The sequence below is a fragment of the Segatella copri genome (genome assembly GCF_002224675.1).
GTDB lineage: Bacteria > Bacteroidota > Bacteroidia > Bacteroidales > Bacteroidaceae > Prevotella > Prevotella copri_U.
The window spans coordinates 49,380-67,645 of sequence record NZ_NMPZ01000014.1; the positions used below are offsets into that span (position 1 = coordinate 49,380).

Consider the following 18,266-nt stretch of genomic DNA (forward strand, 5'->3'; position numbering starts at 1 on the left):
TTCAATGTTCAAAGAAAAAAGCAAAACATCGTGGAATTAAATAGATTAATACAACATCCTGAGGAAATGGACCGAGAGACGCTCTACGACCTACGTGCGCTCTTGGCTCTTTATCCGTACTATCAGACGGCTCGCCTGCTGATGTTGAAAAACCTATACCTGCTCCACGACCCCAGCTTCGATGAAGAACTTCGCCGAGCAGCCATCTATATCTCCGACCGCAAAGTCATCTTCCAGATGATAGAGGCAGCTCACTATCAGCTCAAGCGTACCCAGAATAAGCCACAAGGTATGGGCATTCTTGATGCCAAGAAGAAAGAAGATCGCACCAGCAGCCTCATCGACCACTTCCTCGACTCCATCCCTACCGATGCTGAAGAAAACGAGAAGAAGAAAGAGAAACGCAAACCTACACCAGCAGATGCAGCAGTAGATTACGTATCATATCTGATGGAGACTGAGACAGAACAGAAGATGGAGCAACCATCCCGTACAATCAGTCTCATCGATGACTTCATTGAAGAAGGTGGTTTTAATCTGGAAAAAATTAACGGCACAGAGGAATCTGAACCAAAATCATCAGCAGACACAGAGCCTGCAGAAGCAGCTCCTCATAATGAGTCTAGCGATAATGGCGGAATCTTTACAGAAACCCTTGCTAGAATCTACATCAAGCAGGGAAAGTATGAGAGAGCCTATCAGATTATCGATCGCCTGCATAAGCAACACCCACAAAAGAGTGCCTATTATGTAGATCAACTCAGGTTTCTGGAGAAGCTGATACTGAATGCTAAGAAATAATATGCTCTGCAAAGGGATAAAAAATAAATAAAATAATAATAATAAAACTAGTTTTAAAATTAAAAAATGGCTTACACATTATTTGTAGTATTAATCGTCCTGGTTTCAATCCTGATGGTTCTCATCGTGTTGATCCAGGAGTCAAAGGGAGGTGGATTGGCATCTAACTTCTCTTCAACCAATTCCATCATGGGTGTACGCAAGACTACCGACATCGTAGAAAAGATTACATGGGGTCTCGCAGCTCTTATGGTAGTAATCAGCGTTGCTTGCGCATACGTTGCTCCGCAGGCAACAGGCGAAAATAGCGTTATGGAGGGTGCAACTCAGGAGCAGACTGCTCTTCCTGCCATGCCAGGTGCTAGCAAGGATGCAGCAGCAGGTGCTCAGAAAGCGGCTCCTGCAGCAGGTGCAGATGCTCAAAAGGCAGCTCCAGTAGTGCCAAATGGCCCTGCTAAATAAAAAAATAGAAAAAAGGTACGAAAAAATTTGGTGGAATCATTTTTTTTTCGTACCTTTGCACCCGCTTACAAGAAAATGGTGGACGTAGTTCAGTTGGTTAGAGCGTCAGATTGTGGTTCTGAATGTCGTGGGTTCGAGTCCCACCTTCCACCCAACTTTTCCGGATAAGCAAAACATACCAATATGGTGGACGTAGTTCAGTTGGTTAGAGCGTCAGATTGTGGTTCTGAATGTCGTGGGTTCGAGTCCCACCTTCCACCCAGGATAAACCCTGCAAGATTTATTTCTTGCAGGGTTTCTTGTTATATTATCATATTAATTCTTGCTATATGATATATCTACAGTTAAGGTATAGACTACGAAAAAGCCTGCTAAGAGAAAAAACTCCTAGCAGGCTTGTTTATATACAGCAATCAATATAAATGATTATCTGATAACCTTTACCTCGCCGTTCTTAGCTATCTTAACAATACTTGAAGGCTGGTGAGGCTTATGCTCCTGACGACGGGTCCAGCACACGTAATCTACCGCATTCAGAATCTCTTCTGAAATATCACGATAGTTCTGAGCTGCAGGCTCGCCACTTACATTGGCACTTGTACTTACGATAGGCTTCTGGAAACGATAGCAAAGCTGCTTGCTGAACTCCTCGTAAGTAACTCGCATAGCCAAACTTCCATCTTCTGCTACAAGATTATTAGCCACACCGTTCGCATCATCCAAGATGATGGTAGTAGGCTTAACAGGCATAGCCGCATCAATGAAATCCCAAGCCACCTGAGGCACATTACGGAAATAACGAGCCATACGGTCTGCCGAGTCAATGAGGCAGATAAGCGCCTTAGAATCATCGCGCTTCTTAATCTCATATACTTTCTTCACAGCCTCAGGATTAGTAGCATCACAACCGATTCCCCAAACTGTATCTGTAGGATAGAGAATCACTCCACCCTTACGCATGCATTCTACTGCATTCTTAATATCCTCTTCTTTAGTCATTTTCTTAACTGTTTGAAAATTGAACCCTAAAATTTAAATCTAAATTACCGTAATCCAGCATCAGAATCTGGTGCTTTCTGACATTCGTAATATACAATATCCTTCATTCCATTGAGGAAGGCAGAAGCTTCCATACGCTTTTTACCAGCAAGCTGCAACTCATAGATATTGAGCCAATGGTCGATACAAGCTATCTGCAAATGTCCGCCTTCTATTCTGAAACATCCTACAGGTGCCATACCTCGCGAGTCTTCGCTAACTGTAGTCTTGAAAATCTTAAGCACCTGCTCTTTCACAGCATCTTTCTTCTTGATGTTGGTCCAGGCACCCGGATATGGTGAGAGACCACGTATGAAATCGTGTACCTGTTTAGCAGGCTTGTGGAAATCAATACAGCAAGTATCCTTGAAAATTTTAGGAGCTGACTTGAGCTCAACACCCTCACCAATGAATTCTTCCTGAGCAATGCTCGAAATATTACCATCTGATGCAATCAGCTGATCGATGGTTTCCAAAGCAATTTCAGCACCTAAATGCATCAATCCATCATATACATACTCTACATTCGCCTCGTCAGGAATAGGGAAACGCTTCTGCATGATAATGCGACCTGTATCTATATCATGATCGAGGAAGAAGGTAGTAACACCCGTCTCTGTCTCACCATTGATAACAGCCCAATTGATAGGAGCTGCACCGCGGTACTGTGGCAACAAGGCAGCGTGAACATTAAAGGTACCAAACTTTGGCATTGCCCATACAACCTCTGGCAACATCCGGAATGCCACCACTACCTGCAAGTCTGCCTGATAGCTCTTAAGTTGTTCCAGGAAATCGGGATCCTTCATCTTCACAGGCTGAAGCACTGGCAGTCCATGCTCTACAGCATACAGCTTCACCTGAGAAGGCTGCAAAGTGTCCTGATGTCTGCCCACAGGCTTATCAGGCTGCGTAACCACAGCCACCACATTGTAGCCGCCCTCTACAAGGCGCTTGAGGGATTCCACAGCAAACTCTGGAGTTCCCATAAATATGATTCTTAAATCTTTCTTTGTCATACTGTTCATTATTAATATTATTACTCTGCAGATATATCTGCCACAATGTGTCGATATACTTCATACACCTTGGTACGACTGATATAGCCCTTCAGCACGCCATTAATATCTACTACTGGCAACTGTGCGGCATCAGTCTTATCAAACTTCTGCATCACCTCATCCATCCTCTCATTCTCGCTAATTACGGCAGAAGGCTGCAACATAAGCTGTTTTACCTTGAAATGCTTATAGAGTTCGGTTCGGAATATGATATGACGAATCTTAGTAATATCGATAACTCCCAGCAAGACACCCGCTTCATCGAGCACAGGCAAGAAGTTATTATTACTTCGACTAATCTCGCTCACCAGTTTTTCCATCGGCAAATCTTCCTTGATTGGATGATAATCCTTCTCAACCAAGCTCTGCATACTCATCAGAGTGAGCGCTGCACGATCAATATGATGCGTGAGAAGTTTGCCCTCTCTAGCCAAACGCAAGGCATAGATACTATGGCTCTCAAAGATACTGATGGTAAGGAGCGAAGATATGCACACAATCATAAGTGGCATAAAAAGCTGATAACCACCTGTAAGTTCGGCGATAAGGAAAATACCGGTAAGTGGAGCATGCATCACGCCCGTTATCAATCCAGCCATACCCATCAAGGTGAAATTCTGCTCGGGTACATAAACACCTACCTCGTAAACATTCCAGAGTCTGGCAAAGAAGAAACCGGCAAATCCACCAATAATAAGCGAAGGAGCAAAGGTTCCACCACATCCTCCACTACCATTGGTAGCCGAAGTGGCAAAAACCTTGGTAAAGGTCACCAAGCCGATATAGAGAATCAACAGATTCTGATGACCAGAAAAAAGAGAACGGTTCATCACCTGCCCCCACTCTGCCTCATTCTGTCCCTTAAGAAGCACATTTACTGCCGAATATCCCTCACCATAAAGAGAAGGAAGAAGGAAAATGAGCGAACTGAGAATGAGTCCACCAAAAACCAACTTACAATAAGGATGATTCTTCATCTTGGCAAAAAGACCTTCACACCATGACATCGTGCGCATGAAGTAAAGACTCATCAAACCACAGAAGATACCCAACAAGATACATGCTGGCGTACGATTCAACTCCCATGGATTGGTAAGAGTAAAATCGAAAAGCGAACTGTCACCCATAAAGATATAGGTAAAACAGGTAGCAGTGACACAACTGATAAGGATTGGCAGAAGTGAAGCCATACTAAGATCAACCATCAGTACCTCGAGAGTGAAGACAAGTCCTGCGATTGGAGCCTTGAAGACTCCTGCAATAGCAGCACTGGCTCCACAGCCCACCAACAGAATCATGGTCTTCTTATCCATACGGAAAATCTGTCCCAGATTGGAACCGATGGCAGAACCGGTAAGTACAATAGGTGCCTCGGCTCCAACAGATCCACCGAAACCAATGGTAATACCGGACGCTACCACCGAAGACCAGCAGTTATGCCCCTTGAGTCGGGAATTTTTGGTCGAGATGGCGTAAAGCACACGGGTAATACCATGCGAAATATTGTCCCTCACCACATACTTGATAAAAAGTGAGGTAAGATAAATACCAATGATAGGGAAAAGCAGGAAGAGCAGATTATAACTGCTCTGCTGGAACCCGGAAGTAAGCAGCAACTGTATTTCATGCACGATACCATGCAGGAAGAAACCTGCTACAGAAGCGAGCAAACCTATCACAAAAGCAAGGATAAGGGTCATCTGGCGGTCGGAAATATGTTCCTTCTGCCAAACAACAAATCTTTCTATCCAGCCTTGTTTGTATTCTGATAACTCTTCATCCATCATTCTTTTGTTATTTTAGAATTCCGATGTAAAGTGGAATTTGATATGTTCGAAGTCTTGCTGAGCCATACTCAACACATAGCCAGAATCGGCGAGGAACACATCACGTCCCTCAATATCCTTTGCCATATACTGGTACTTACGCTTCTTGAAGTTCTCCAATTCCTTCTCATCGTCAGCCTCAATCCAACATGCCTTATGCAAATGAACAGGCTCCCAACGGCACTTGGCATTGTACTCGTTCTCCAAGCGATACTGGATAACCTCGAACTGCAACTGACCGACGGTACCCACGATGCGACGACCATTGAACTGGTTGATGAACAACTGTGCCACACCCTCGTTCATCAACTGCTCCAAACCCTTCTGGAACTGCTTGCTCTTCATTGGGTCATCGTTCTCGATGTACTTGAAGAGAAGTGGAGAGAACGATGGCAATCCACGGAAGTGAATCTTCTCGCCCTCAGTCAGAGTATCACCAATCTTGAAGATGCCGTTGTCTGGCAAACCAACGATATCGCCAGGATAGGCCTCTTCGATGGTACTCTTACGCTGCGCCATAAACTGGGTAGGTGAAGAGAAACGTACGGTCTTGTCGAGACGTACATGGTAGTAAGGCTGGTTGCGCACAAACTTACCAGAACAAATCTTGCAGAATGCAATACATGAACGGTGGTTAGGGTCGATATTTGCAGTAATCTTGAAGATAAAGCCAGTAAACTTAGGCTCTTCTGGTTCCACCATACGCTCCTCTGCCTTGGTAGGCTTTGGTGATGGAGCAATCTGCACGAAGCAATCCAAGAGTTCCTGCACACCGAAGTTGTTCAAGGCAGAACCAAAGAATACCGGTGCCACTTCTGCTGAACGATAGGTCTCCACATCGAATTTCGGATAAACACCATCCACCAATTCCAGTTCTTCGCGCAACTGATTTGCCTCTCGCTCACCTACTCGCTCATCAAGTTCCTTAGACTGAATATCTACCTCAACCTTCTCAGTAACACGCTGTTTATTAGGTGTAAAAAGATTGAGCTGATGCTCATAAATATTGTAAACTCCCTTGAAGCGAGCACCCTGACCGATAGGCCAAGACAAAGGGCGAACAGAAATCTTCAACTCTTCCTCCAACTCATCAAGAACATCGAATGGGTCACGACCCTCACGGTCCATCTTATTGATAAAGATGATAACAGGAGTATTGCGCATACGGCACACCTCCATCAACTTACGGGTCTGTGCCTCAACACCCTTAGCCGAATCGACTACGATGATAGCAGAGTCCACCGCGGTGAGAGTACGATAAGTATCCTCACAGAAATCCTGGTGACCCGGAGTATCAAGAATGTTTACCTTATAAGGTTCTCCACTCTGTCCGTCAGGCAGATAATCGAACTCCATCACAGAAGTTGATACGGAAATACCACGCTGCTTCTCAATATCCATCCAGTCGGAAGTAGCAGTCTTACGAATCTTATTATTTTTAACGGCACCAGCCACCTGAATCTGTCCACCGAAGAGCAGGAACTTCTCGGTCAATGTTGTCTTACCAGCATCAGGGTGCGAAATGATGGCAAACGTTCTTCTTCTTTCAATCTCTTTCATCAATAATATATACTATAATATGTATATCCTAAAAAAATAAATACTACTCTCTAATTACTACAAAACACTTGTTACGCCAGCAGATTACATATCGTCATCTTCAAACTTCAAGCCTTCAGTACGATCCTTGATATAGTAATCACTGAGCAATCCAACGAAGATTGAGATTTCCTTGATAGCTTTCTCTGTTTCAGGGGTAATCTCCTTCTTTTGCAATCTGAGCATCATTACTCCGTAAAGTGCATCAAGACAGGTCTCAACCTCATTAATATCCTTATCACCACGATTGCGCAACTCTACAATAAAAGGCAACACCTTGTAATACTCAGCATTGTAAATAGGGAACTTCGAACTCTGAAGGAGTCTGCCGTGCAGATCGACGACATCCTGCAACAACACTCTATTAATATCAAGATGCCCGCTCTCACGCTTACCTTCTTCATTCATCATACGAATAAGATTTCCAAACCAATCGAGTTCCTCGTCTTTCTGCTCAGGAGTAAAATCGAACCGTTCGATATAGTTTTTCTTAATCACCGGCAGCGAGCATCCGTAGGCACGGATGATATCCTCTATCTGCCACATATATAAAAGGTATTCAGCAATACTTTCTTTTCTTAATTTCTGTGCTACAAACATAACTTAAAATTCTGGTAAATGATAAAGATTAAACATCGTTCCAAAAAGAGCGATGATCGAGAAAATAATCACGATACTTCCTATCACCTTATTGATGATAAGGATTCCATTAGTATCAAACTTACCTCTGATCTTATCGACGAGCCAAGTGAGTCCAAACCACCACAACAAGGCACCAAACATAATACTCAGATATCCCACTCCCATTTCTATCGGCATATCCGGAACCACAAAGGCAAACTGTGCAAAGGTAGCCATAAAGAGAAACACGATGAGCGGATTGCTCAAGGTAACCAGGAAAGCCGTTATTCCATTATGCCATAAAGTACCCTGCTTATTGCTCGACTTATGCATATTCTTCATCGGATCACTCTTGAAACAATAGATTCCGAACACCAGCAGCAATACACTACCGAAAATCTGCAGGTAGAACTTGTTCTGCGCATTATTCACAAAGTCCATCACGAAACTCATACCTAGACCCGTGAAGAGTGCATATACGATATCACTGCACGCAGCACCAATGCCCGTGACGAACCCAAACCAGCGTCCCTTGTTGAGCGTACGCTGAATACAAAGAATGCCTACAGGCCCCATAGGGGCAGAGGCAATCACTCCGATGATAATTCCTTTGAATATAAAGTCAAGGATGTTTATCTCTATTGGAAATGCTAAACTCATTTTTCGTACATTATTCTATAACAGCGGGCAAAGTTACAAAAAAAAGGGCACATTTGCAATATTTTTGCCCAAAACTTCTAAAATTATACTTTTTTATACAAGAAAAAGTTGATATTTTCAAAAGGATTCATTATCTTTGCAGCATAAATAAACAATTCTAACTAATTTAAAAAGTAACATGACTGAAAATACATTAAAACCGTACGTTATTGGTTTAGACCTCGGCGGTACTAATTCTGTGTTCGGAATCGTTGATGCTCGTGGCGAAATCAAGGCAACAACAGCTATTAAAACTGGTGGTTATGATAAGGTAGATGACTATGTAAAGGCATCTGTAGAGGCACTCCAGCCAATCATCGAGACCGTAGGCGGTATCGAAAAGATCAAGGCAATGGGTATTGGTGCTCCTAATGGAAACTTCTATACGGGTGCTATCGAGTTTGCTCCAAACTTGGCTTGGGCTCACGATGGCGTTGTACCTTTGGCTGATATGTTCAGCAAAGCTCTCGGTATTCCTGTAGCTCTTACTAACGATGCCAACGCAGCTGCACTTGGAGAAATGACCTATGGTGCTGCTCGTGGAATGAAGAACTTCATTGATATTACCCTCGGTACAGGTGTAGGTTCTGGTATTGTCATCAATGGTCAGATGCTCTATGGAAGCGATGGTTTCGCAGGTGAGTTAGGTCATGTTATCATGGTTCCAGGCGAGGCTGGCCGTGTTTGCGGCTGCGGTAGAAGAGGCTGTTTGGAGACATATTGCTCTGCTACAGGTGTAGCTCGCACCGCACGTGAGTTCCTGGAAACAAGCGATGAGCCTTCTTTGCTCCGCGAGATGGATCCAGAGAAGATTACCTCTTACGATGTCAGCGTTGCTGCCAGCAAGGGTGATGCTTTGGCCAAGCGCATCTACGACTTCACTGGCAAGATGCTGGGTGAAGCTTGCGCTAACTTTGCAGCATTCTCTGCTCCTGAGGCATTCGTATTCTTCGGCGGTCTCACCAAGGCAGGTGACCTCTTGATGAAGCCTTTGAAGGAAGCTTACGACAAGAACGTGCTCAAGATTTACAAGGGCAAGGCTAAGTTCCTTGTTTCTACTCTTGATGGCAGTTCTGCAGCTGTACTTGGTGCAAGTGCTGTAGCTTGGGATTTATAATATTTGATTATATGTTCTCTTATTAGAGTTCATTAATATAAAAAGTAAAAAAGAGTTTGGTGTCCTTCAGGACATCAAACTCTTTTCTTTTAACAATCATCGCAATATCATACATTCAAGATGCAATGAGAAAGCTTTAGCCCCAAAGGACTAAAGCTCTAACCAATTCTGAATCATCTTTTTCCCATCAGGTGTCAGCACACTTTCTGGATGAAACTGAATGCCTCGAATATCATAATTCTTATGCTTGAGACCCATAATCTGACCATCATCACTTACAGCCGTAATATCCAGACAATCAGGAAAACCACTTTTATCTACTACCCAGGAATGATATCTGCCAATCTCGATACGCTTAGGCAATCCTTCAAAAATAGGATCGTTACCAAACTGAGTACAAGGTGTAGCCACTCCATGATAAACCTCAGAGAGATTGGTTAGTTTAGCACCAAAAGCCTCACCAATAGCCTGATGACCTAGACAAACTCCCAGCATCGGTTTTCTGCCTGCATATTTCCTGATCACATCCATCAGAAGTCCAGCCTCCGAAGGAATACCTGGTCCTGGACTCAATATGATCTTGTCGAAACGGTCAAGCTCCGACAGCTGAAACTGATCGTTGCGGAACACCATCACTTCAGCATCCAACTCCTTTACCAAATGGGCAAGATTATAAGTAAAGGAGTCATAGTTATCTATGATTACTATTTTCATTTTATTAATGTTTAGAGTTTAATGTTTACTTGAAGCACATGAATTCTTCACTCTTCGTTCTTCATTTTTCACTACCTAAAGCTTCTCAGCAATATGAATTGCCTTAGTCAAAGCTCCTAGTTTATTATTACACTCTTCCAACTCATACTGGTCGTTGCTCTTCGCCACAACTCCACTTCCAGCCTGGAACCAGAGTTCGCCATTACGGCTGATAAAGGTACGAATTACAATAGCCTGATTCAAATCGCCGTTCAGTCCTATGAATCCGATACATCCACCATAAGCGCCACGATTGTGAGGCTCCAATTCAGAGATAATCTGCATCGCTCTCACCTTAGGCGCACCACTCAAGGTACCAGCAGGGAAAGTATCAATGAATTCCTTAATATGGTCAGCATTCTGATCCAATGTTCCACTCACACGGCTCACCAGATGAATCACGTGACTGTAAAATTGCATATCCTTATAGAAATCCACCTTCACATTGTGGCAGTTACGGCTCAAATCATTTCGTGCCAAATCCACAAGCATGACATGTTCTGCATTCTCCTTCGGGTCATTACGGAGGAATTCTGCAGCCTTTCTATCCTGTTCCATATCACCCGTTCGTCGGGTCGTTCCTGCAATAGGATCAATGAAAGCCTTCTCTCCTACAATACGATTATGAGTTTCAGGTGAAGAACCGAAGATACGGAAGCCACCAAAATCGAAATAGAAGAGATAAGGAGATGGATTGATGCTGCGCAAGGCACGGTAGAGCTTGAAGTCATCCCCCTCATAACGCTGCACAAATCTTCGGCTCACCACAATCTGGAACACATCGCCACGCATACAATGCTGGATACACTTGCGAATATTCGCCTTGTGCTCCTCATCAGTAAGAGTAGAGGTTGTTTCGCCTACCGGATGGAAATCATAAGGCTTCACATTTGCCTTGTTCACCGCCTTCATCAATGCATCCAACTCAGCATTGCCGACAGCCCTATTTGCCTCAGAAGCCTGATCATCATCAGCGTTTTTCTCTTCGCCATACCGTTCACTCAAAGCGATAAGTTGCATCGTATTATTGAAATGATCGAACACGATGATGTCCTTATACATAATATAATAGATATCCGGCGCATCATTCTTTGCCATCGTGGTATCCTTTACAGGGATATTCTCGAAGTAGCGTACTGCATTAAAGGTCGTGAACCCATAAAGTCCACAGAAATTCTTCCCCTCTCCCTCAACATGGAAACTCTGGATGAACTCATTGAAAGCTTTCGAAATGGCGAGCTTACAATCTTCTCCCTTTCCTTCGCCAAAAGCTGGAAGTTGCTGTTTTTCAACACCACCATCAGGATAAGTCTTGATAACCTCTCCATGACTCACGGCAATGCTAGCCAATGGATGTACACCTATAAAGGAACGGGAATTCTCAGAACCATGGTAGTCGCTACTCTCCATCAGAGCCGACTGGGGGTAAATATCTCTCAATCGCATATAAACTCCCACAGGCGTATAGAGGTCGGCGAGAATCGTGCGAGTTACTGTCGTATAATTAAACTTAGCCATTTTTTCTTATTGATTGAACTTTAACTAATTACACCCACACGCCCTGAAAGGGCAGAAGCTCCTAGCCCAGGGTAACACCCTGGGCTAGTAATGAGTGTAAGTCTGTCGCCCTGAAAGGGCAAAAGCTTTAAAATACTTTAGAAATTTCCATATTCTCCAGCCATTTCCTTATGGCTCAAATAGGTTTCTACATCCTTGTCACCACGGCCAGAAACGGTCAAAACAACCACGTCGTCCTTCTTGAACTTCATTTTCTTCAAGGCAGCCACAGCATGAGCACTTTCAATGGCAGGTATGATACCCTCCATACGAGTCAGTTCATAACCGGCATAGATAGCCTCATCATCCTTGATGGCAAGTACATGACTTCTGCCTCTTGTTGCCAAGTCTGCATGCATAGGTCCAATACCCGGATAATCCAAACCGGCACTGATGGTGAAGGCTTCCTCAATCTGTCCATCCTCTGTCTGCATCACAAGCGTACGGGCACCGTGAATGATTCCCTCTGTACCACAATGCATGGTTGCAGCCGTGTAATTGGTATCAATACCATGACCGGCAGCCTCAGCCAGATAGATCTGAACCCGCTCATCATCGATATAATGATAGATGGTGCCTGCAGCATTGCTACCGCCACCTACACAAGCGATGAGGTAATCAGGATAATCGCGGCCAATCTTCTCTTCCAACTGCCATTTCAGCTCCTCACTGATTACGCTCTGCATCTTTGCTACGATATCAGGATAAGGATGAGGTCCCATCGTAGAACCTACGATATAGAATGTATCCTGTGGATGACAGCACCAGTCGCGGATAGCCTCTGAGCATGCATCACTCAAAGTCATATTGCCCGTACGGACAGGATTCACCTTGGCACCCAGCATCTTCATACGCTCCACATTGGTATGCTGGCGCTCCACATCGGTAGCACCCATAAAGATTTCACACTTCATATCCATCAAGGCACAGACTGTGGCAGTTGCAACACCATGCTGTCCGGCACCGGTTTCGGCGATGATACGCGTTTTACCCATCTTCTTTGCCATCAGAATCTGACCGATGGTATTGTTAATCTTGTGCGCACCGGTATGATTCAGATCCTCACGCTTCAGATAGAGTTGACATCCATACTTTTCGCTCATTCTCTTCGCATAGTAAAGAGGTGAAGGGCGGCCAACATAATCCTTCAGGAGCGCATAATACTCGTTCTTGAACTCCTCGCTCTCTATGATAGGCTTATAAGCCTCCTGAAGCTCAGTTACACACTTATATAAAATCTCAGGAACATAAGCTCCTCCGAATTTTCCAAAAAATCCTTTATCGTCAACTTGATACATCTTTCCTATAAAATTAAAAGGTTGAATTATTTTTTCAATGCTTCGAAAAGCAGGTCGAGTGCCTGGTCTGGATTGCCTACTTCATTGAGCAATGTCACAAACTTACTACCGATGATGGCACCTGCTGCGTTATCCTGTGCACTCGTAAGAGTCTGCTTGTTACTGATTCCGAAACCAATCATTCGAGGATTACGGAGATTCATACCATTGATATGATTGAAATAAGCCAACTTAGCATCGCCGAAGCTACTCTGGGCGCCCGTAATGCTGGCAGAGCTGACCATATAGATAAAGCCATCAGTATGTTCGTCGATGAATCGGATACGCTCCTCACTTGTCTCTGGGGTAATCATCATGATAACGCGGATATCATATCTGTCAGCAATAGGCTTTACCACTTTCAGATAATCATCAAATGGAAGATCAGGAATGATAGTTCCACTCACACCACTTTCTACACAACTCTGGAAGAATTTCTCAATTCCGTAGTGCATGATAGGATTCAGATAGCCCATCAGCACAAGTGGCAACTGCACTTCATTCTTGATGGCCTTCAACTGAGCGAAGAGCTTCTTTACGGTCATTCCATTCTTCAAAGCCTTAGTACCAGCACTCTGAATGACAGGTCCATCAGCCAGAGGATCACTGAACGGGATTCCTACCTCTATCATATCTATTCCCTTGCGCTCCATCGCCTTTATCACATCACCCGTTCCTTCGAGGGTTGGGCAACCTGCGCAGAAATACAAGCTCAAAAGCTTGCGGTCTTTATTGTTTGCAAACAATGCATTTATCTTATTCATAATACTCTTTTTAAATTTCTTTGTTTTCTATATTTTCAAGAAATGTATTCAACTTCTCCACATCCTTTAAGCCCGGCTTCAACTCGAATTTCGAATTCAAATCGATTCCGATGCACTTTGGATGATGGAAGTTCCTGACTCTCTCTACATCCTCCGGCCCTATTCCACCACTCAAGATGAATGGAACATCGCCATCATAATTCTCCAAAACCTGCCAATCAAACTGCTGACCACTTCCACCCACCGTTTTACACTTGGTATCGAATAGGAAGTAATCAACAGCACCTACATATTCCTTATATTTCAGGATATCCCCGGCTGTGGAAACGCTGATAGCCTTGATAACTTTCAACAAGCCATTCTGCTTATGAAGCAGTTCACAGAGTTCGCGGCTCTCATTTCCATGCAACTGCACGGCATTCAAATCAAACTGATGAATCTTATCAGAAATCAATCCAGCAGATTCATTGACAAAGACACCCACTCTGCAAACATTCTTATCTGCTGCCGTTCTGGCAACTGACTGAGAAGCGAATCTCGGTGACTTTGGGTAGAAGATGAATCCCATCATATCCACCCCTAGCTGAGCCACCTTTTCTATATTCTCAGGCTCACGCATTCCACAAACCTTTACTAACATCTGCCTATGATTTTAATTGATTGATAAATTGAGCGAGCGCCTCTCCAGGGTCAGCCTGTTTCATAAACTGCTCACCCATCAGGAACCCCCTGAATCCACCTTCTTCTCTTAATCTAAGAACAGTCTGGGACTGGGAGATTCCACTTTCACTCACTCTGCATACATCCTTCGGAAGCATTTCGGACAGTCGGAAACTGTTTTCCACATCCGTCACAAAGGTTCCGAGGTTACGGTTATTGATTCCGTACATATCCGGTTCCAACTCTGCATATTCGAAATCACGTTCGCCATGCATTTCCAAAAGAACCTCCAATCCCAGCTGATGAGCCATTCGCATCAGATTTCTGCATTCTTCCTTGGAAAGACAGGCAGCAATCAGCAACACCGCCGAAGCTCCACAATATCGAGCCTGCAAGAGCTGATATTCATCTACCACGAAGTTCTTATATAATATAGGTAGAGTTACACCTACATGGCGAGCCTCCTGGATAAACTCATCATAGCCACCAAAGTAATCTATGTCTGTGAGGATACTCAGCGCCGTTGCCCCATTCTGCTGATAGCTTAGAGGAATGATACTGGCCTTTCCCTCTTCCTTGATCCATCCTTTACTAGGAGATTTACGCTTGAACTCTGCGATGATTCCAGTCTCCGACTTCATCAACGCTTCCTTCATGCTTCCACCCGGAACACATCCTTCATCCTCCTGCATCTTCTGCTCAGTGAGGGTAATCATCTGGCGGGGTTGGATAAAGCGTTTACGCTGTTCTATCTCGATTCTCTTGTGAGCGATGATTTCTTCTAAAATATCCATTTTCCTTAACTATTGAGTTCCACGAATTTCTTGAATGTAGCAAGAGCCTTTCCAGAATCAATGCTTTCGCGTGCAATCTCCACGCATTCATCGATGCTCTTCTTTCCCTTCTCCATCACCTGGATGCCGAAGGCTGCATTGGCAAGCACGATATTCTTCTGCGCTGGCAGGGCACGATTTTCGAGCACTGCATCAAAAATATCCTTTGCTTCCTGCTCGGTAGCTCCTCCTCTTACCTCTTCAGGCTTGGCAATCCCGAAGCCCAGGTCCTGTGGTTTGAAGATTCTCTCGTAATTGTTGGTAGTAACCTTGAAATCACTGGTAAGTGAAATTTCATCATAACCATCAATACTGTTTACGATTCCGTAATCTATGCCGATTTTCTGGTAAACCTGATTATAGAGACGCATCTGGTCGAGGTTGGCAACACCGAGCAACTGGCATTTTGGCTGACTAGGATTAACCAAAGGCCCCAGGAGATTGAAGACGGTAGGAAACTGAAGTGCCTTGCGGATAGGACCCACAAACTTCATTGCCTTGGCGAAAAGCTGAGCGTGAAGATAAACGATTCCAGCCTCATCGAGAGAACGGTTGAGTTTATCAAGATCATCAGTAAACTGTACTCCGTGATTCTTGATAACATTGGAAGCACCACTCACCGAAGTTGCAGCGAAGTTACCATGTTTAGCCACCTTATATCCTGCACCAGCAATAACGAAACAAGAGGTAGTAGAGATATTGAAAGTATTCTTGCGATCACCACCAGTTCCTACAACATCGATATATCGGTCACAATTGAGAATGGCAGGAACACCAGTCTCCAAAATACCATCACGGAAACCGAGAAGTTCATCTACGGTCACACCGCGCATCTGCAAACCAGTAAGCAGGGCTGTAATCTGTTCCTCGGGAAACTCACTCTGAGTAATTCCCAGGATAATATTCTTGGTCTCTTCACGGGTCAACTCCTCGTGGTTCAACATTCTGTTCAAGATATTCTTCATTTCCATAATCCTGTTCTCCTATATATTTTTATTTTGTTAATACTCTTTCAAATAAGAATCATTTTCCGAAACTCCCCAGATATGTAAAAAGGGCCTGTCGTAAGTTACGGCAGGCCCTTAGTATATTTGGATTTGCATCCACACGGGTACTCGACTCACGACTTTCTAGATCTTGAGTTACGCCACCACCATGCTGTAGATACAAACGAGTTCATCATATTTTTAATTTTTTATTTTGTTTCTTTTAATTATAATTTGTTACTGGCATAGTCACTACAACTAACCGATTGCAAAATTACACTTTTTCTACGAAATAGCAAACTTTTTATCTAAAAAATAATCATTTTAACAGAAAAAAGTTATTTTCTTCTTATTTTTCTCTTTCTTTTTCCCCTTACACCTTATTATATATAAGTAATCGGAGTACTATTCACAAAAAAATATAAGCACCAGATATAATAAAACCACAAGGTCATCGTTTATGAATATATAAGCATCATGATGAGGAATCATTCCCATAACCGATGCCAATCAGAAACAGCATAGTATTAATCAATTCATAAAAAATATGCCTATGAAGCATTTATTTACTTCCGAAGAGATGAGACCATCTGCCAAGACCATCTATTTCATCAAACAGATGGCTTACACTTATCGCGCATTCAAGAAGAATGAATCTTGCAAGGCGTATTTCATCAACTGATTGCAACATATAATCAAAGTAAAGAAATAAAGATGAAGACAATGGTTTCCCCTTCTCTCCTCTCAGCCAATTTCATTGACTTGAAGAGCGATGTAGAAATGATCAATAAGAGTGAAGCAGACTGGCTCCACATGGACATTATGGATGGTGTATTCGTGCCCAACATCTCCTTCGGTTTCCCTGTATTGGAAGCCGTGGCGAAAGTTTGCACCAAACCTCTCGACATACACTTCATGATTGTACACCCAGAGCAATACATAGAGCAAACCGCCAAGATTGGTGCCATGATGATGAATGTGCACTACGAGGCATGCACTCACTTACACCGTACTATCCAGCAGATTCATGCAGCTGGTATGAAGGCTGGCGTAACACTCAATCCTTCTACTCCTGTAAATGTCCTGGAAGATATCATCTGCGATGTGGATATGGTGCTGCTGATGAGCGTGAACCCAGGATTCGGCGGACAGAAGTTTATAGAAAACACCATCAAGAAGGTACATCGCCTACGCAAGCTCATCAAGGAGAGCGGAAGCCATGCACTTATCGAGATAGATGGTGGTGTACAGGGTGAAACTGCCCCACGACTCGTACAAGCTGGAGCCGATGTACTGGTGAGTGGCAGCTACGTCTTCAAGAGTTCAGATCCTTGTGCAACTATTCACAATCTGAAAGAATTGAAAAAGGAAGAGGACTAAAGAATTTCGATCTGTATGGTTGAAATTACCCAATACGCCCTGAACCAACGATATAGAAGTAGCAAGAAGATTAAACTTCCCGCTGATAAAACAGCGGAAAGTTTAGTCAAGCTGCAAGCTGATGTGATAGTCCTTCGCCATACGACGTAGGTTATGAAGCGCATAACGCATACGTCCCAGACTCGTATTGATACTCACATTCGTCAATTCAGCAATCTCCTTGAAAGTCAACTGCTGATAGAATCTCATATATATGAGTTCCCGCTGGTTAGGAGGCAGAAAATCCACCAACCGTCTCACATCGCTCAACACCTGGTTGCGCACGATTTCCTTCTCCACAAAACTATCCGTCACAGCATCTCCCTTCAGACGAGAAAGATCATTATCGTTATGCTGGTCGGTAAAAAGCAGATTTTTGGCATCACGATAGCCATCGACAATTACATTGTGAGCTATACGCATAAGCCATGAGACAAACTTACCATTAGGCAAATATTGCCCATTCTGAAGTTTGACTATCGCCTTCACGAAAGTTTCCTGAAATATATCGTTCGCCAACTCTTCATCATGTACGACAAAGAGGATGTAAGAAAACAGCTTTACCTCACAGCGGGACAACAATAGGTCAAAAGCCTTATTGTCGCCCTCGACGTAAGCCAAGGCCAATTCTTCATCTGTCATTTGATTGAGTTTTCTCATTTCTTAATCCTTATTTTATCATTAAGTAAATGTCTAAATCGATAGGCGAATCTTTATTTGAAGTATTAATAAT

19 protein-coding genes and 2 tRNA genes are annotated in these 18,266 nt (G+C 43.6%); 7 read left to right on the forward strand and 14 right to left on the reverse strand.

Features of this window, described 5'->3' with window-relative positions; genetic code table 11:
• The first annotated feature begins 30 nt into the window (after positions 1-30).
• The 4 genes from CFT61_RS09670 to CFT61_RS09685 all read left to right on the forward strand — a co-directional run bounded on the left by CFT61_RS09670 (position 31) and on the right by CFT61_RS09685 (position 1,524).
• Positions 31-801, forward strand: coding sequence for a hypothetical protein (locus CFT61_RS09670; RefSeq protein ID WP_089544237.1), 771 nt, complete (start codon positions 31-33; stop codon positions 799-801).
• A 66-nt stretch (positions 802-867) separates the two neighbouring features.
• Positions 868-1,263, forward strand: coding sequence for a preprotein translocase subunit SecG (secG, locus tag CFT61_RS09675; protein WP_089544238.1), 396 nt, complete (start codon positions 868-870; stop codon positions 1,261-1,263).
• 77 nt (positions 1,264-1,340) lie between these two features.
• Positions 1,341-1,416, forward strand: a tRNA-His gene (locus tag CFT61_RS09680).
• A 32-nt stretch (positions 1,417-1,448) separates the two neighbouring features.
• Positions 1,449-1,524: transfer RNA gene (locus CFT61_RS09685), tRNA-His, on the forward strand.
• Between the two features lie 165 nt (positions 1,525-1,689).
• Here CFT61_RS09685 and CFT61_RS09690 read toward each other — a convergent pair.
• From CFT61_RS09690 to CFT61_RS09715, 6 genes are all read right to left on the reverse strand, one after another.
• The gene (locus tag CFT61_RS09690; RefSeq protein ID WP_089544239.1) at positions 1,690-2,262 is read right to left on the reverse strand and encodes an L-threonylcarbamoyladenylate synthase; all 573 of its coding nucleotides are present in this window, start codon (positions 2,260-2,262) and stop codon (positions 1,690-1,692) included.
• 44 nt (positions 2,263-2,306) lie between these two features.
• Positions 2,307-3,320, reverse strand: a complete 1,014-nt coding sequence (fmt, locus tag CFT61_RS09695) for a methionyl-tRNA formyltransferase (protein ID WP_089544272.1) — start codon at positions 3,318-3,320, stop codon at positions 2,307-2,309.
• Positions 3,321-3,340: 20 nt separating this feature from the next.
• Complete coding sequence (locus tag CFT61_RS09700; protein WP_089544273.1) at positions 3,341-5,146, reverse strand: chloride channel protein; 1,806 nt, start codon at positions 5,144-5,146, stop codon at positions 3,341-3,343.
• Positions 5,147-5,161: 15 nt separating this feature from the next.
• Positions 5,162-6,748 carry a peptide chain release factor 3 gene (locus tag CFT61_RS09705; protein WP_089544240.1) on the reverse strand — a complete coding sequence of 529 codons (1,587 nt, stop codon included), beginning with the start codon at positions 6,746-6,748 and terminating at the stop codon, positions 5,162-5,164.
• Positions 6,749-6,832: 84 nt separating this feature from the next.
• A complete protein-coding gene (locus CFT61_RS09710; protein WP_089544241.1) occupies positions 6,833-7,387 on the reverse strand; it encodes a DUF4924 family protein in 555 nt (184 codons plus the stop codon).
• Between the two features lie 3 nt (positions 7,388-7,390).
• A complete protein-coding gene (locus CFT61_RS09715) occupies positions 7,391-8,068 on the reverse strand; it encodes a LysE family translocator (protein ID WP_089544242.1) in 678 nt (225 codons plus the stop codon).
• Between the two features lie 178 nt (positions 8,069-8,246).
• Here CFT61_RS09715 and CFT61_RS09720 point away from each other — a divergent pair, with 178 nt between their 5' ends.
• A complete protein-coding gene (locus CFT61_RS09720; RefSeq protein ID WP_089544243.1) occupies positions 8,247-9,224 on the forward strand; it encodes an ROK family protein in 978 nt (325 codons plus the stop codon).
• Between the two features lie 150 nt (positions 9,225-9,374).
• Here CFT61_RS09720 and CFT61_RS09725 read toward each other — a convergent pair whose 3' ends face one another.
• From CFT61_RS09725 to trpD, 7 genes are all read right to left on the reverse strand, one after another.
• Positions 9,375-9,938 carry an anthranilate synthase component II gene (locus CFT61_RS09725; RefSeq protein WP_089544244.1) on the reverse strand — a complete coding sequence of 188 codons (564 nt, stop codon included), beginning with the start codon at positions 9,936-9,938 and terminating at the stop codon, positions 9,375-9,377.
• A gap of 75 nt (positions 9,939-10,013) precedes the next feature.
• Complete coding sequence (locus CFT61_RS09730; RefSeq protein ID WP_089544245.1) at positions 10,014-11,495, reverse strand: anthranilate synthase component I family protein; 1,482 nt, start codon at positions 11,493-11,495, stop codon at positions 10,014-10,016.
• Between the two features lie 137 nt (positions 11,496-11,632).
• Positions 11,633-12,832 carry a tryptophan synthase subunit beta gene (trpB, locus tag CFT61_RS09735; RefSeq protein ID WP_089544246.1) on the reverse strand — a complete coding sequence of 400 codons (1,200 nt, stop codon included), beginning with the start codon at positions 12,830-12,832 and terminating at the stop codon, positions 11,633-11,635.
• A 26-nt stretch (positions 12,833-12,858) separates the two neighbouring features.
• Positions 12,859-13,635, reverse strand: a complete 777-nt coding sequence (gene trpA / locus CFT61_RS09740) for a tryptophan synthase subunit alpha (RefSeq protein WP_089544247.1) — start codon at positions 13,633-13,635, stop codon at positions 12,859-12,861.
• A gap of 10 nt (positions 13,636-13,645) precedes the next feature.
• Positions 13,646-14,275, reverse strand: coding sequence for a phosphoribosylanthranilate isomerase (locus tag CFT61_RS09745; RefSeq protein ID WP_089544248.1), 630 nt, complete (start codon positions 14,273-14,275; stop codon positions 13,646-13,648).
• A 4-nt stretch (positions 14,276-14,279) separates the two neighbouring features.
• Positions 14,280-15,089, reverse strand: coding sequence for an indole-3-glycerol phosphate synthase TrpC (trpC, locus tag CFT61_RS09750; RefSeq protein ID WP_089544249.1), 810 nt, complete (start codon positions 15,087-15,089; stop codon positions 14,280-14,282).
• Between the two features lie 5 nt (positions 15,090-15,094).
• Complete coding sequence (gene trpD, locus CFT61_RS09755) at positions 15,095-16,099, reverse strand: anthranilate phosphoribosyltransferase (protein ID WP_176425571.1); 1,005 nt, start codon at positions 16,097-16,099, stop codon at positions 15,095-15,097.
• Positions 16,100-16,667: 568 nt separating this feature from the next.
• Between trpD and CFT61_RS17270 the strand changes: the two genes are divergently transcribed.
• Positions 16,668-16,796, forward strand: coding sequence for a hypothetical protein (locus CFT61_RS17270; protein ID WP_254918927.1), 129 nt, complete (start codon positions 16,668-16,670; stop codon positions 16,794-16,796).
• Positions 16,797-16,828: 32 nt separating this feature from the next.
• Positions 16,829-17,494: a ribulose-phosphate 3-epimerase gene (gene rpe / locus CFT61_RS09760; RefSeq protein ID WP_089544250.1), complete on the forward strand. Its 666-nt coding sequence runs from the start codon at positions 16,829-16,831 to the stop codon at positions 17,492-17,494.
• A gap of 102 nt (positions 17,495-17,596) precedes the next feature.
• On the opposite strand, the gene CFT61_RS09765 is transcribed toward rpe, so the two are convergent.
• The gene (locus CFT61_RS09765) at positions 17,597-18,193 is read right to left on the reverse strand and encodes a sigma-70 family RNA polymerase sigma factor (protein WP_089544251.1); all 597 of its coding nucleotides are present in this window, start codon (positions 18,191-18,193) and stop codon (positions 17,597-17,599) included.
• Positions 18,194-18,266 lie beyond the last annotated feature (73 nt).

Excerpts from the sequence above, each read along its gene's own strand:
- CFT61_RS09730 (WP_089544245.1), bottom strand. The coding sequence starts at position 11,495 with ATGGCTAAGTTTAATTATACGACAGTAACTCGCACGATTCTCGCCGAC.
- CFT61_RS09690 (WP_089544239.1), bottom strand. The coding sequence starts at position 2,262 with ATGACTAAAGAAGAGGATATTAAGAATGCAGTAGAATGCATGCGTAAG.
- CFT61_RS09710 (WP_089544241.1), bottom strand. The coding sequence starts at position 7,387 with ATGTTTGTAGCACAGAAATTAAGAAAAGAAAGTATTGCTGAATACCTT.
- CFT61_RS09715 (WP_089544242.1), bottom strand. The coding sequence starts at position 8,068 with ATGAGTTTAGCATTTCCAATAGAGATAAACATCCTTGACTTTATATTC.
- CFT61_RS09745 (WP_089544248.1), bottom strand. The coding sequence starts at position 14,275 with ATGTTAGTAAAGGTTTGTGGAATGCGTGAGCCTGAGAATATAGAAAAG.
- trpA (WP_089544247.1), bottom strand. The coding sequence starts at position 13,635 with ATGAATAAGATAAATGCATTGTTTGCAAACAATAAAGACCGCAAGCTT.
- rpe (WP_089544250.1), top strand. The coding sequence starts at position 16,829 with ATGAAGACAATGGTTTCCCCTTCTCTCCTCTCAGCCAATTTCATTGAC.
- CFT61_RS09725 (WP_089544244.1), bottom strand. The coding sequence starts at position 9,938 with ATGAAAATAGTAATCATAGATAACTATGACTCCTTTACTTATAATCTT.
- CFT61_RS17270 (WP_254918927.1), top strand. The coding sequence starts at position 16,668 with ATGAAGCATTTATTTACTTCCGAAGAGATGAGACCATCTGCCAAGACC.
- trpB (WP_089544246.1), bottom strand. The coding sequence starts at position 12,832 with ATGTATCAAGTTGACGATAAAGGATTTTTTGGAAAATTCGGAGGAGCT.
- CFT61_RS09765 (WP_089544251.1), bottom strand. The coding sequence starts at position 18,193 with ATGAGAAAACTCAATCAAATGACAGATGAAGAATTGGCCTTGGCTTAC.
- fmt (WP_089544272.1), bottom strand. The coding sequence starts at position 3,320 with ATGACAAAGAAAGATTTAAGAATCATATTTATGGGAACTCCAGAGTTT.
- secG (WP_089544238.1), top strand. The coding sequence starts at position 868 with ATGGCTTACACATTATTTGTAGTATTAATCGTCCTGGTTTCAATCCTG.
- CFT61_RS09705 (WP_089544240.1), bottom strand. The coding sequence starts at position 6,748 with ATGAAAGAGATTGAAAGAAGAAGAACGTTTGCCATCATTTCGCACCCT.
- CFT61_RS09720 (WP_089544243.1), top strand. The coding sequence starts at position 8,247 with ATGACTGAAAATACATTAAAACCGTACGTTATTGGTTTAGACCTCGGC.
- trpD (WP_176425571.1), bottom strand. The coding sequence starts at position 16,099 with ATGGAAATGAAGAATATCTTGAACAGAATGTTGAACCACGAGGAGTTG.
- trpC (WP_089544249.1), bottom strand. The coding sequence starts at position 15,089 with ATGGATATTTTAGAAGAAATCATCGCTCACAAGAGAATCGAGATAGAA.
- CFT61_RS09700 (WP_089544273.1), bottom strand. The coding sequence starts at position 5,146 with ATGGATGAAGAGTTATCAGAATACAAACAAGGCTGGATAGAAAGATTT.